The following is a 13,445-nucleotide window of genomic DNA, read 5'->3' as shown; positions in this document are numbered from 1 at the left end:
CCAAGCTCAAAGACAGCCAGCTTCGGCCCGCTGGAAAAAGTGCGAGTTAGCGTAAACATGCTTAGATTGGTCATCCGACACCAAGTCATCCGTTCGACTAATTAGCTTGCGGCAATTTATATCGCAACGCGCGGTAAACAAGTGCGACCACGTACACCGTGATAAACCGATCTAGATAATCCGTTCCCACTTGTATCAAGAAGACGGCCATCGTTTTGCCCATACCGGTACCTAATAATAATTGGACTAGCATGCTCGAACCAGACGACGTGATGCCATGAAATAAGATGACCGTAATCGCCGTGGATAAAAGTGTTCCGGGAAGTGAAATAACACCAGCTAACCACCAATTTGACCGCCACGTGCCCGGCTTGATTCGCCGATATAGCAGACCAGCAACTAACCCAGTCAGCAGTTGAACGGGCATAAAGAACAGCGAGTACAGGTCTGTCGTCGCACCCACGATAACTCCGGTGGCACCCCCGGCCAACATCCCACCCAGTGGTCCAAACACAGCAGCAGCCAAAACGGTACCAATTGAATCTAAATAAATCGGTAATTTTAACATCAAGGCAATGTTACTGCCAACAATATTCAGGGCAATGCAGAGCGCCAATAACGTAATTGCCCGCGTCTTTATTCTCTTCATGCACTCACCAATTGGTGCAAGACTTGCGTTAAATCAGGATCAGCCGCACCGACCACAGTCGTTAAGAACAACCGCCAAAAAGCTACGACGTCAACCTTCGTCATGATTTGACTATTGGGTGTGTTGTGCCAGAAATCATGATCATCCACGATTGACTGCCCACGCGCGACACCATCCGTCACAACCGTCGTGTAGCTTTCAAAGCCACTCAGAATCGTTGGGTCAAGCATTCCGGCCACGGCCAACGGATCATTGATCACACAACCAATAACCCGTTCATATTTCCAATGAAAGTCAAAATAAAAGGTTGTAATTTTCTCAACAAAAGCCCCCATTGCTGGATTGACGTCTTTAATATACGTTAATAAACTGGGTGTCAACACGATGTTACGCGTGACGTCTAAACCAACCATCTGAATGGGAACAGGCATCAAGTCAAAGACGACCTTGGCCGCATCCGGGTCACACCAGAAGTTGTATTCAGCCACTGGCGAACAATTACCGTGACTCCGATAACTTCCACCCATCAGTGTAAATTGATCGACTTGTTCAAATAAGTGTGGATCACGTTGCAGTACCGTTGCAATGTTCGTCAACGGTCCCAACGCTAAAATCGAAGTATCAGGTGCTTCAATCAGCGTCTCTTCAATAAAACCAGCGGCATCTTGAATCGGTCGTACCGCCGTTACCGCTGGAATCTGACTATTCCCTAAGCCATCATCGCCGTGGGTGTCTTGCGCACTCGTGTAGGCGACTTCCAATGGGCGATTAGCGCCCAAATAGACTGGAATATCCAATCGGTCAGCCAAATCTAAAATTTTCAGTGCATTTTCCGCACCGATATGGGTTGGCACGTTCCCACAAACAATTGTAATCCCAATCACATTAAGTGCCGGTGATTTAAGCGCCAATAATAGTGCTAAACTATCATCGATCCCGGGATCACAGTCAATAATAACGTTACGCGTCGCATTCATTCTCTTACCTCCGATAACTGAAGTTCTTGGTTTTTTATCCTGGGAAGTTTACGAACCAGGCCAGCTCGCCTAATTAGGTCAAACTGTATGTGATGAAATGCTAATCCAATTATAGCGGACGGTGGGGCCCTTGAAAACCACCAATCGTTACTTCAACTCACATCTTGATTGCCCGTATGCTACTTCTCCGACAATGATCACCACGACCTGCTCAACCCGCTGTGGATACTCATTCTCATTAGCCCCACAACATCATTATTTGCAGCATTCACACGCTCCCAGCGACACCTTAAGTAGTTTCCCACCTCCCATTTCGAACCAATTATTTAATTATGTTACTGAACTTTTACCGGAGTTCAGCAAGTGAATGACCGGAAAACATGGTACAATATGACTACTAAAGATAAAGTAGGTGTCGAATCATGCGTAAAGTTCAGTTTTATGGGGCCATTTCAATTGACGGTTGTTTAGCCACTAAGGATAATCGGCTGGACTGGCTGTTCAAAACAGCTGGTGCCAACGATGCCCCCACCGAAGCATTTATGCAGCAAGTTGATACCGCCATCATGGGCCGCCATACTTACGAATACACGATGGAACAAACCACTGATCAACTCATTAATCCATATAATCCGGCGACCCACAATATTGTCATGACTTCCCACCCCCACACCGGCGATGAACGCACCCAGTTCACCAATACCCCCGTCACGAAGATCGTCGAAGACTTGCGCCGTACCGCTGGCAAAAATATTTGGATTGTTGGCGGTGCTGGCGTCTTAATGCCGCTGTTAGCTGCGGATTTAGTTGATGAGCTCTACATCCAGATTGCACCAGTCATTTTGGGTGATGGTATTCCCTTATTTAAAGCAATTGACCAGCAACAGCGCTTTGAATTAGTTGACACCAATCGATATGGTCAGCTCGCCGAAGTCCACTATCAACGTTTAACAACTGAATAATGTCGTGATTAAAAAATCCCAGCCCGTTTGCAACACGCAAACAAGTTGGGATTTTCAATTGCTTTAAGCTTCACGTTGGCGTTTAACCGCCTGACGAAGTAATAGTGGTGCAATCAGCGTCGTTAAAATGATTGCCGTGATGACTGCCGAATAACGATCAGCTGATAGTAATTTGCCTTGATAACCAATCTGTGCAATGATCAGGGCCATCTCCCCACGTGACACCATGCCGGCGCCAATCTCATAGCCGCTTAACCAATTAAAACCCGCCAACCGTGCGCCGACCCCGGCACCAATGAGCTTAGTGGCAATTGCCGCAACGGTAATCACAGCGATGAACCAAAAATCGTTCAGGAAACCATTGAATGACATATTCAGCCCAATACTAACGAAAAAGACTGGGATAAATACAGCATTACCAATGGGTTGAATATGCTCATCGATAACTTCATGATAGTCCGTCTGACCAACGGCGATACCGGCAAAGAACGCGCCAATCACAGCACTTAAACCGATTGCGTCCGCTAAGTATGAGAGTCCAAAACAAATCACTAGTGACATCAGCGTGATGGAGGTTGGAACCAGTAGGGCATTCCCCACGGCCATTAAATGTGGCACCACCCACTTGACCACAAAGTACAGCGCCACAAAGAACGCCAACTGAATCGCCAGCGAGAGTCCCAAGTTGGTTGAGGCATGACTACCGCCACCACTGACTTCACTGCCAAATAAGCTGATCATCAAACTCAGAATCAAAACAGCCAGGACGTCATCAACGACCGCTGCACCTAAAATCGTCGTCCCTTCTTTACCATCGAGGGCGCCTAACTCTTTGAGAACCGCGACTGAAATCGAAACCGATGTGGCCGCGAAGGTTACGCCCAAGAACAAACTTTCAGTGGCGTTAAGGTGAAATAGTTGGCTACACCAGTCAATCACCGCAACGGGTAGAATGACCCCCAGGACCGCAACTAACAAACTAGGACGCCAATACTTCTTCAGCAATTTTAAATCGCTCTCTAAGCCGGCCATGAACATTAAAATAATCACGCCAAGCTCCGCGAAGTCTTTGATAAAACTTGTTGCTGAGACCCAACCTAATACGGCTGGACCAAGTATAATTCCACTTAACAATTGGCCAATCACCGCGGGTAGGCCCATTCGGACACTCAGGTGACCCGCAACCGCCGTAACAATTAAAATCAACGCTAAACTACCAACGTAATCCATTAAAAACCTCCTAAAAAAGGGCACTGCAAGCTCTGACTACCCAACCCAAAAGTAGCCCGAATTCTTGAAGTGTCCTTCAACCGTAAAATCTATCGTGCAATTAGTATAGCATATTTTTATGAGTCTAGCCGTGACATCCACTTATGAAAGCGGTTATAATAACTCATATACTGTTAACTGAAAGGTCGCTTAGTCGTGTTGAACATTCCTGATTTTCGTCAACGTTTTGGTTTTTTAGTCTTTTCCATTATTCTGAATTCTGCTGCCAACGCGCTCACCATCGCCACCAGCCTAGGCAGCGCCGTCTGGACTGGCTCCAGCGTTAATCTAGCTGACTGGACCCATATTTCATTAGGAACCACCTTATTACTGTACGGTGTGGTTGTCACGATTCTCAACCAACTTCTGTTAGGTCACTTTGATCGGCGTCGGTTTATCTCCAACTTGCTCTATATCGTGCCCTTTAGTTACCTGGTCCAATTTATCGGCTACTTTTGGGATTGGCTACAGATTCCCGCCCTGCCCCTGTTACCACGCTTGATTCTAAACGTGCTTGGGCTATTAGGCGTTGCGGCCGCCGTCTCGATTTACCAGCGTTGTAATTTAATTCAGCATCCGAACGATGATTTATCGTATATCTTACGCTTTCGGTTTTTACATGGTTCCGCTATTATTGCCCAGTGGACTAGTTATTTGCCACCTCTGACGATTATCGTCGTTTCATTCTTCGCCACAGGTCATTTGCGCGCCATTGGCTTCGGGACGGCCTTTGCCTTAATTGCTCAAGGTGCCATCATGGGGTGGTCTGATCATCATGTTTTTCCCCATCTCAAACATCACGTGGATATTGTCCAGGCGCATCATCCGGCCTAAATGAATCTTGACAAAGTTCAGGCCAAACCTCAATAATGAGAGTATTCTAATTTATTGGACTGAAGTAAATGAATTTAACGCAACTAACTAGTCAAATCATTTTGATGTTCATTCTCATGCTCGTCGGCCTGCTCGTTAACAAGCTCGGCTTCATGCATGCCCAGACTTCAACTGATTTAACCAACATCCTGTTATACATTGTGTCACCTTGCTTGATTATTCAAGCCTTTGAAAAGACATTTTCAGCCGACCGCTTACAAATGTTAGCCCGGGTCATTGCTGGAATTGTGATCATTTATGTGCTCATGATCATTGTGACGCAATTACTATTCAAACGTGTCTCTGACCAGAATTTGCGTCGCATTATGCGTTACGGTGCCGTATATTCTAATGCCGGTTTTATGGGGATTCCATTAACCAGCTCCCTATTCGGTGCAACTGGCGTATTCTATGCTGTTGCCTCGTTAGCGGCCTTCAATATTTTTAGCTGGACTCACGGTATCACCCTCTTCACCGGACAACAGGGCAATCGGCGGGATAATCTTAAACAGATCGTCTTTAATCCGAATATCATCGCCATTGTTGTTGGGCTACTGATCTTCGTAACCTCGCTGCAACTGCCAACGATTGCCAATAGCGCTATTAAATATGTCAGTTCGGTCAACACACCCCTGTCCATGATCGTTATTGGGAATAGTTTGGCAGACGTTAAACTTAACCGTGCAACACTCGATAAACGTCTTTGGTTAGTCATCTTATTGCGCAATTTATTGTTTCCATACTTGGCGATTGTTGTCCTCCAGCTAATGGGTATCACTGGGCAAGCAGCCATTATTCACCACAGTGTTAATGGCTGCTTGCCCAGTCGCCGGAATCGTCGTCTTGTTCTCGCTCAAAGTCCACGGTGATCCCGGGCCAGCCGTTGCCCTAATGAGCATCTCAACGATTTTAAGTGTCGTTACCATTCCAATCGTTTTTGCTTTGGTCAACTTACACTAATGTGTCTCACTGCTTTTAGCTAAGACTAAGTAAACGACAACTAAAAATGAGCCATCAGAATTTTTCATTCTGGTGACTCATTTTTAATGACTAGCATTTGAGATACGGCTTAAACTTGGATCCACTGCGTTTTAGTAATTGGCAGAAAGCGCGCTAACTTTAGTTTGTGCTAAGTCGTGCGACGTCCATTGGCTTTAAACTGGCTGGTGTCAACCTTCAGCACTAGCCTATCTCAGCCATAAATTGCACTGCAAAACAGTGGCTACTTTGCAACCGCTCGTAGTTGTTCAATAACCTCTGGGCGTGGCTGAGTTAGTCCGGCCGGCGAAAACAGCTGCTCGACCAAAGCATCGCTAAGCAAGCGACGTCGATGTAATAATTCAGGAATTGCTTGGTTAGTGGTGAGCGCTTCTTTAATCAGCGCGGTAGTCGTCTCGTAACCAAGGTATGGCGCCAAAACAGTTGCCGTAATGGCCGAATGTGCCACTTGATCTGCACAGCGTTGGCGATTGACCGTCAATTGCCGCACACAGTGATCGACTAATGTAGTCAAGGCCTGCTGTAAATGCTGCTCACTGGTTAGCAATGCCCGTAACATAATCGGCTCGAAAGCGTTTAATTCCAATTGGCCTGCTTCCGCTGCCATTGTTACCGTCGTGTCGTGACCAATCACTTCAAACGCAACTTGGTTAACAACCTCCGGAATAACCGGATTGATTTTACCTGGCATAATAGAAGAACCAGCTTGCTGCGCGGGCAAATTCAATTCACCAAAGCCAGCTTGTGGGCCGCTCGCCAGCAATCTTAAGTCATTGCTAAACTTGGAAAGGTCAACGGCTAACGTCTTCATGGCCGCAGAGAATTCCACGAACAAATCGCAGTTTTGCGTTGCATCGATCAAGTCTGGTGCGGCTACTAAATCTAAATCAGTATTTTGATTTAATTTCACTAAAATCTGTTGTTGATACGTGTGAGTCGCGTTGATGCCGGTACCGATTGCAGTCCCACCCAAATTTACGATTCGGAGATGTTCGCCCGCCTGCCGTACACGGGTCAAATCACGCTTGAATAATTGGTAATAAGCATGAAAGGTCCGCCCGTACGTCGTCGGTACCGCATCTTCAAGCTGAGTTCGGCCAACTTTGATGGCATCTTGATAACGCTGCGATTTAACCAGTAACGTTTGTACCAACCGGCTGAGTGCCGTTAATAGTCCTGGGAGTTGCATGCAAAGCGCCATTTTACCGGCCGTTGGAAAAGTATCATTGGTTGATTGTGATTGATTAACATCATCGTTGGGATGAACGGCAACTGCCGGCATCAATCGGTGAGCCAAATTAGCCACCACTTCATTGACGTTCATGTTAGCCGAGGTCCCAGCACCCCCCTGAATCGCTGGCACAATGAAGTTATCCGCGTAACGCCCCAGTAGTAACTGATTACATGCCGCAATAATGGCGTGTGCCTTATCATTAGACAAAGTTCCGGCAGCCGCATTCACACTGGCCGCCGCTTTCTTGATTTGAACAAGGCTTTGCATGATCAGTGGATGCATCAATTCCGTCGTAATCGGAAAATTATGAACGGCACGTAACGTATGAATTCCATACAAAGCATCATCCGGAACAGCTAACTTACCAATACAATCAGCTTCAATTCGCATAGCAAAACCCTCTTATTTAGATTTCATGTTACATCTTCTAACATGAATAATTAGAGTTTAGACCATTTTCTCTGAAATACAATCCTTTTAATTGATTTACGACTAATATTAAGTTCAACGCCGATTATGGTTAATATTCATTAAGCTCATCATCAGCATACTTCATATTAATTAACTGTCCCCTACTGCCAGCGCCTATACCAATCATTAAGTTATTACACAAACATCAACAGCCTACTTAACAACAGGTATCGTGCTAGTCATTTTAGGATTAATCATGATTAAAACGTGTCGTTTTTTAAGTTCAAAAACGGCCAGCTAAAAACCGCTGGAAACAGGTGCGAGTGGGCGTAAACATGCTTTTCAAGTTCGTCCTACGCCGACTTCCAGGCATTTCGGCCAATTGCTAGAACGCGGTGGACACAGATTTAAGCCGAAGCCCACGTCTTAAATACTGGTCTTCCACGCTTTAATGCCATATTGGTGAAACGTGTTCGGGTCAGACTGAGACTTGCGGTTAGCTACGCTATGACGCCAAGCGGAAATTCACCGCTTAACGCCCTAGCTAGGCTAATCCTCAGTCTCAACTCGTCTGAACCTCACACTCTTGCAGTGCTGAGTATTGGCCGAAACGCCTTCCAGTCGGGACAGTGTTCGAATGGCGGACATGTGCGGACCCAACTTTTGGTGAATTCGTCATTGTTTTTCATAAACAATAATTTTATCAATCAACTGTCAGGGTGAAAATGATATTAGGATGTCTCACTATTCCTCAATCAACATCGTAATAATTGGCCGTCTCGACAAAGTGGTTAATACAACCCTAACGTTTCGTTTAAAGTTCCCGTATCAAAATAGCCAACAACAGATTGTGCTAAGTTAAGTGGCCGTTCATTAGCCATTCGAGCGGGTTCCCGAAACGTGCTCGGTGCCACTGAATCCTGTGCTTGCTACGCCAACGGACTAATGCCAAAACCGCATTAATCCGATGGCTAGGCAATGCTCGGCTTCAACCCGTGGCCCCTCACAGGCTGAGACTGGAGGGGCTGGGTGACAATGCTCAGTAGCCAAATTATTCTTAGTCGGAAGTGATTTTCTTCCGGCTTAGAATAAGACTCGTATTTGAGATGACGCGGGTTATGCGTTAGCTCAAATCGACGTCGGCTGCGTTCCAGCAATTGTCACCCAGCCCCGGAGGTCGGAATAGGACGCACACCGGCTGACGAACAACAATCTAAACTTGACACGTTTTAATCATGATTCATGACCGATTAACTAATACACTGCTAATGTTGCACTTGTCGTGTCACCACCCGTGGATAATGAACAAAGTGGGCATAAAAGCCAATCATTAACACGACGACCGCTAACCCGCAGACGCCGTTCCAACCAGCTAAATACCATAAGACGTTGCCACAAAATGAACCTAGGGCGCCACCCATGAAGTAGCCAAACATGAATACCGAATTGAAACGGCTACTGGCATGGACATCGATACTTTGAATCCGTGTCTGATTCGCGACCTGCCCGAATTGAGTACCTAAATCAAGAATGACGATACCAATAATTAACCCCACCAAATGCGTACCACTCAGCCAAAACACTACGTAGGCTAATGTTGATAACACTAGACCCAAGCCGATAATCGTTCGGGGCCGAAAACGATCGGCTAGGCGGCCAATTAAAGGGGCTGCTAACACACCGGTAACACCTAGCAACGCAAGCAGACCAGCTTCACGACTTCCCCACCCGTATTGATGCTGCAAGTAAAAGACGAGTGTTGCCCAGAAAATATTAGAAACACCAAACAAGACAAATCCGTTAACAGCCGACGCTCGCAAAACCGGATAGCGTTTTACTAACTGAGGTACTGTCTGAATCATGGCTTTATAATTCGTGGTATGTGTCGTCACGGGATCATGCGGTAATTTTCGCCACAAGACGAGCCACAATCCTGCAATCAAGATAGCGGCAATCAGATAGACCATCTGCCAAGACAAATAGCTCGCAAGTACCCCACTGACAGTTCGTGACAAGAGAACCCCCACGAGCAAGCCACTCAGGACGTTGCCCAAGACTTGACCACGCTGATTACGAGGTGCGAGAAAGCCAGCGTACGGAATAATAACTTGTGGTGCCACAGAGGTTATCCCAATCAGTAAACTTGCCAAGGCGTACACCCAAATATTGGGAGCCACGAAGGCTAGTAACGCTGAAATGATTGCGAGTACCAGTAAGCGCATAATCAACATTCGGCGATTCATGATATCACCCATGGGTACAATTAAGAGCAACCCAAAGGCATAGCCTAACTGCGTCAGCATTGCCACCGCGCCAATAACGGCGTTTGGGAGATTAAACTGTTGCGCAATGTCCGCCTCAATCGGTTGAATATAATTAATATTAGCCACTACAATGGCCGCGGAGATCGCCATTAATAGGACCGTACTTTTATTTAAAGATTTTGAATTCACGTTAATTTCCTTTCTAATTTTGAGATTTAACAGCTTAGTCAAAATTAGAAAGCTTGTTCAACCCTGATGATCAACCAGTGTTTTAACTGTTGATCAACGGGGACACTACCGCGCACGCCTAGTTAACCCACTGCTTAACAGCGGCCAAATCAGTAACCATATGGGTCGGCCGTTCAGAACTAGTCGGTTGTCGCTGATCACGATTAATCCAAATCATCGGCCACTGCATAGCACTGGCTGGAACAACATCGGATTCATAGCCACGTGCAATATGCCAATGATTATCTGCCGTTAACTTAAAACGCTCTTGAACCGTTTCAAAGAAAGCTAACGCTGGTTTGTAAGCTTGAATGTCTTCAGCCGTAACAACCGCTGTGAACGACACCTTTAAAGCAGCAATGTTGGCCGGCATGATATCCCAGGAAGAATTCGACATAATAATCAATTGATAGCCCAATTGCTGCCACGCTGTTAAGGTCGGTATAACATCGGCGTATGGTAATAGGTGTCGTTGCACTTCCAAGCATTCAACGTAATGACTTTCAAAGAAGTGTCTCTGTTCAAACAATCGATCTAAATGCTTAAGATCAGCCCGGACTAATGTTGAATAATCTAGATAAGGATTGACACTGGCAGGATCGTCCTCATAAGTCGCGTAGGCTTTGCGAACCGTTAGTGGGTCTAAACCAACCGCCAATCCTAAATTAGCCACCCATTGATACAGCGGCTCAGTATTAATTAACGTCCCGTAACAATCAAATGTTAAATATTTTTTGGTCATATTTTTTAGCTTCCTTACTGAATGTCGATGAATTGTGCTGGCTATCATTAGCACGACTCACCACAAATTAACTAATATTATCTATTTTATTTTACCACGACACCGAACACTCAGCAGACCGCCCCAGTACCAATTAATAGGCCTAGGACTTGCATCGTGATATACTTATTGATTGTGCATTATTACAGAATTTATAAAAGAAAGGACGGTATTATGCCAACTCAAAATTCAACGTTGCCGCTTGATGCCAACGGCCAGCCCTATCACCGGACTTGGCTTGTATTGACTTTACTTGTCGGGACGTTCACTACCTTCATTACCCAAACACTATTAACGACAGCTTTTCCAACGTTAATGGCCGATTTTCATATTTCAGCAACCGCCGTTCAGTGGTTGACCACTGGTTTCATGTTAATCATGGGAATCATGATTCCCGTCAGTGCCTGGTTGCTGACCCGAATCAATTCCAAGTATTTGTACTTAACAGCCATGCTTATTTTTGGTCTGGGAACTACGCTGGCGTACTTTGCCGTCAACTTTCAGATGTTGCTGATTGCCCGAATGATTCAAGCAATGGGCGTCGGAATTTCCGCCCCAGTGTTTCAAACAATCATGTCTTCAGTTTATCCACCCGAAAAACGGGGTTCCGCAATGGGGACAGCCGGAATTGTTATTGGCTTAGCACCCGCCATCGGACCGACACTCTCTGGCTGGATTATTGATAACTATTCCTGGCGGGCACTCTTCTTATTCATCCTGCCAATCAATATTCTAGTCATCATCGTTTCATTCTTCACTTTACGGAAAGTCTTACCAACTTCCAAACAACCAATTGATTGGTGGTCAGTCTTGATCTCAACAATTGGTTTTGGCAGTATGTTATACGGTTTTTCATCCGTTGGTAATGCTGGTTGGGGCGACCCAGTCGTCCTCACAACTTTAGTCATTGGTCTGATTTTCATTGGTCTATTCGTCTGGCGGCAACTTCACATGGATCAGCCATTATTGGAATTACGTGTCTTTAAGATTCCGGCTTTCACCCTATCCGCAATCCTGACCGCCCTCGCTTACATGGCTATGATGGGCGTCGAAATGATTTTGCCAATGTATATTCAAACGGTCCTCGGTCGTTCAGCAATGGACTCTGGATTGATTTTATTACCTGGCGCAATCATGATGGGAATTATGAGCCCCATTACTGGTCGCATCTTTGACCATATCGGTGCCCGCAGACTAGCAATGACGGGGATGTTACTCCTAACGCTTGGAACTGCTTTCTTCCTATCAATTAGCGCCACGACCCCAATCTTATGGATCATCGTTGTTTACGCCATTCGGATGTTTGGCCTGACCATGGTTACCATGCCCGTCACAACGACCGGGATCAATGCGTTACCTTTCCGGCTGATTTCCCATGGGACCGCCGCCAACAACACCCTACGTCAAGTCGCAGCTTCAATGGGGACGGCCGTTTTAATCAGTGTCTACTCCAGCGTCGCTAAGTGGCAAATGCCGGGACATCAATTACTGACACAGGCACCTTTGAAATACCGTCAGGACGGAATCACCGCAACCTTAACTGGTTATCACATGGCGTTCGTTGTCTCACTCATTTTTTGTGCGATTGGCTTTGGGATTACCTTCTTCTTAAAAACCAATCATTCAAAAACCATTAGTCAGGAGGATGATGCCGCATGATCATTGTCTTACTAATTCTTGCAACCCTTGTCTTTGCTGGCACGATGATTTTTTCACCAGCAGGCCGCAACCGTCTCATTGCCATTATTATTAGTGGCCTGATTATTGCCGCTAGCCTCATCGCCCTCGTCCTAAACGACAATTACCATTGGGGCATGCACGAAGTCACCCGCACGCAAATTCAAGATTTAGCCCCGCTAAAATCCAAACAAGCGGCGTTGCGGGTCCAGCAACTCGGAACGGGGTCTGAACGCGTCATCAGTTACCGAGTTGCAGCCGCCACTAAAGTCAGTCACACGGTGACCGCAACCACCACAACAACTAAACTGACTAGCGGTTCACCCGCGCAGGTTCAACTAAAGACCACGACTTGGCAGTTTAAAAATCACCTGACACACGTGTTATTCAGCCTAGGAAATACCAAGACAAAAATTGTTCAACGCCAATATTTGTTTACAATTCCTAAGACGTGGCAAGTGGTGACAGTTAAAAATTAGACGTTAATAAAACTGACTAACCATCTTGGCTAGTCAGTTTTATTTTTGTTTAATCGTCATCACTTGTGGCGCTTCGCCAGCCAATCAACCGCTGAAACCTGATACACATTCTCATCATGATCGCCATCCAATAAGTGCTGACCACCTGGATGCTGAATCAAAAAGTCAAAGCCCGCCCGTTGCGCCACCGCATTGCTTGCCTGATTGTCCACCGCCGCACGAATCCGCAAACATTGCCGATGATACTGATTAAAACCCAAATCACAAACGCCACGGACGGCTGCCGTCATGACGCCGCGTCCCTGAAATGGTCGTCCCAACCAATAGCCGATGTTGGCACTGTGGTCGTTATCATCGAAGTGGTCACAGCTAACCATTCCCGCAACCCGTTGTTCAACGACAATGACTAGGTTGAGCGCTTGCGCTTGTTGTAACTGAGCTTGTGCAAAAGTTAAAAAGCGTTGTTCATCCGCCACCGTTTGAATTTTAGCCACCCATGGCAAATAATACTGATACTGCGCACGATCAGCGGTTAATAATGCTAGTAATGCCGGCGCATCGCTTTGGGGTAGCGGTTCTCGCAATTCAATCGCTGGTGTGACTTGATAAGTTAGCATGAACATTCCTACTCTCTTAGATGAA

At 46.1% G+C, this 13,445-nt stretch carries 11 protein-coding genes, 1 pseudogene and 1 riboswitch; of the genes and pseudogenes, 5 read left to right on the top strand and 7 right to left on the bottom strand.

All coding sequences use genetic code 11. The features are described 5' to 3' along the window. Window positions 1–97 precede the first annotated feature (97 nt). The gene (locus E5260_RS03450; protein ID WP_003642106.1) at window positions 98–649 is read right to left on the bottom strand and encodes an ECF transporter S component; all 552 of its coding nucleotides are present in this window, start codon (window positions 647–649) and stop codon (window positions 98–100) included. Continuing rightward, window positions 646–1,626, bottom strand: a complete 981-nt coding sequence (locus E5260_RS03445) for a nucleoside hydrolase (RefSeq protein WP_003642107.1) — start codon at window positions 1,624–1,626, stop codon at window positions 646–648. The genes E5260_RS03450 and E5260_RS03445 overlap by 4 nt, the downstream gene beginning before the upstream one ends. Before the next feature lie 20 nt (window positions 1,627–1,646). Next, window positions 1,647–1,691, bottom strand: a riboswitch (PreQ1 riboswitch). A 357-nt stretch (window positions 1,692–2,048) separates the two neighbouring features. Between E5260_RS03445 and E5260_RS03440 the strand changes: the two genes are divergently transcribed. Further along, window positions 2,049–2,588, top strand: coding sequence for a dihydrofolate reductase family protein (locus tag E5260_RS03440; RefSeq protein ID WP_003642108.1), 540 nt, complete (start codon window positions 2,049–2,051; stop codon window positions 2,586–2,588). Between the two features lie 63 nt (window positions 2,589–2,651). Here the strand turns inward: E5260_RS03440 and E5260_RS03435 are convergent, their stop codons facing one another. After that, the gene (locus E5260_RS03435) at window positions 2,652–3,818 is read right to left on the bottom strand and encodes a cation:proton antiporter (protein ID WP_003642109.1); all 1,167 of its coding nucleotides are present in this window, start codon (window positions 3,816–3,818) and stop codon (window positions 2,652–2,654) included. Between the two features lie 195 nt (window positions 3,819–4,013). On the opposite strand from E5260_RS03435, the gene E5260_RS03430 reads away from it, so the two are divergent. Both E5260_RS03430 and E5260_RS03425 read left to right on the top strand, forming a co-directional pair. After that, window positions 4,014–4,691, top strand: coding sequence for a YczE/YyaS/YitT family protein (locus E5260_RS03430; protein WP_003642110.1), 678 nt, complete (start codon window positions 4,014–4,016; stop codon window positions 4,689–4,691). Window positions 4,692–4,759: 68 nt separating this feature from the next. After that, a pseudogene (locus E5260_RS03425) lies at window positions 4,760–5,690 on the top strand (AEC family transporter). A gap of 262 nt (window positions 5,691–5,952) precedes the next feature. Here E5260_RS03425 and E5260_RS03420 read toward each other — a convergent pair. The 3 genes from E5260_RS03420 to E5260_RS03410 all read right to left on the bottom strand — a co-directional run bounded on the left by E5260_RS03420 (window position 5,953) and on the right by E5260_RS03410 (window position 10,608). Continuing rightward, on the bottom strand, window positions 5,953–7,353 hold the full coding sequence (locus E5260_RS03420; protein ID WP_003642112.1) for an aspartate ammonia-lyase: 1,401 nt from the start codon (window positions 7,351–7,353) through the stop codon (window positions 5,953–5,955). Window positions 7,354–8,639: 1,286 nt separating this feature from the next. Further along, window positions 8,640–9,827 carry an MFS transporter gene (locus E5260_RS03415; RefSeq protein WP_003644752.1) on the bottom strand — a complete coding sequence of 396 codons (1,188 nt, stop codon included), beginning with the start codon at window positions 9,825–9,827 and terminating at the stop codon, window positions 8,640–8,642. Between the two features lie 118 nt (window positions 9,828–9,945). Then, on the bottom strand, window positions 9,946–10,608 hold the full coding sequence (locus E5260_RS03410; RefSeq protein ID WP_003644753.1) for an HAD family hydrolase: 663 nt from the start codon (window positions 10,606–10,608) through the stop codon (window positions 9,946–9,948). A 213-nt stretch (window positions 10,609–10,821) separates the two neighbouring features. Between E5260_RS03410 and E5260_RS03405 the strand changes: the two genes are divergently transcribed. Both E5260_RS03405 and E5260_RS03400 read left to right on the top strand, forming a co-directional pair. Then, window positions 10,822–12,306 carry an MDR family MFS transporter gene (locus E5260_RS03405; RefSeq protein WP_003642115.1) on the top strand — a complete coding sequence of 495 codons (1,485 nt, stop codon included), beginning with the start codon at window positions 10,822–10,824 and terminating at the stop codon, window positions 12,304–12,306. Then, window positions 12,303–12,803, top strand: a complete 501-nt coding sequence (locus E5260_RS03400) for a DUF4811 domain-containing protein (RefSeq protein WP_003642116.1) — start codon at window positions 12,303–12,305, stop codon at window positions 12,801–12,803. The genes E5260_RS03405 and E5260_RS03400 overlap by 4 nt, the downstream gene beginning before the upstream one ends. 59 nt (window positions 12,804–12,862) lie before the next feature. On the opposite strand, the gene E5260_RS03395 is transcribed toward E5260_RS03400, so the two are convergent. Continuing rightward, window positions 12,863–13,426 carry a GNAT family N-acetyltransferase gene (locus tag E5260_RS03395; protein WP_003642117.1) on the bottom strand — a complete coding sequence of 188 codons (564 nt, stop codon included), beginning with the start codon at window positions 13,424–13,426 and terminating at the stop codon, window positions 12,863–12,865. Window positions 13,427–13,445 lie beyond the last annotated feature (19 nt).

Source organism: Lactiplantibacillus plantarum, from assembly GCF_014131735.1.
GTDB lineage: Bacteria > Bacillota > Bacilli > Lactobacillales > Lactobacillaceae > Lactiplantibacillus > Lactiplantibacillus plantarum.
This window is presented reverse-complemented; position numbering and strand designations above follow the sequence as displayed.

Coding starts and splice junctions, on each gene's coding strand:
- E5260_RS03450 (WP_003642106.1), bottom strand. CDS start 649: ATGAAGAGAATAAAGACGCGGGCAATTACGTTATTGGCGCTCTGCATT.
- E5260_RS03445 (WP_003642107.1), bottom strand. CDS start 1,626: ATGAATGCGACGCGTAACGTTATTATTGACTGTGATCCCGGGATCGAT.
- E5260_RS03440 (WP_003642108.1), top strand. CDS start 2,049: ATGCGTAAAGTTCAGTTTTATGGGGCCATTTCAATTGACGGTTGTTTA.
- E5260_RS03435 (WP_003642109.1), bottom strand. CDS start 3,818: ATGGATTACGTTGGTAGTTTAGCGTTGATTTTAATTGTTACGGCGGTT.
- E5260_RS03420 (WP_003642112.1), bottom strand. CDS start 7,353: ATGCGAATTGAAGCTGATTGTATTGGTAAGTTAGCTGTTCCGGATGAT.
- E5260_RS03410 (WP_003644753.1), bottom strand. CDS start 10,608: ATGACCAAAAAATATTTAACATTTGATTGTTACGGGACGTTAATTAAT.
- E5260_RS03405 (WP_003642115.1), top strand. CDS start 10,822: ATGCCAACTCAAAATTCAACGTTGCCGCTTGATGCCAACGGCCAGCCC.
- E5260_RS03400 (WP_003642116.1), top strand. CDS start 12,303: ATGATCATTGTCTTACTAATTCTTGCAACCCTTGTCTTTGCTGGCACG.
- E5260_RS03395 (WP_003642117.1), bottom strand. CDS start 13,426: ATGTTCATGCTAACTTATCAAGTCACACCAGCGATTGAATTGCGAGAA.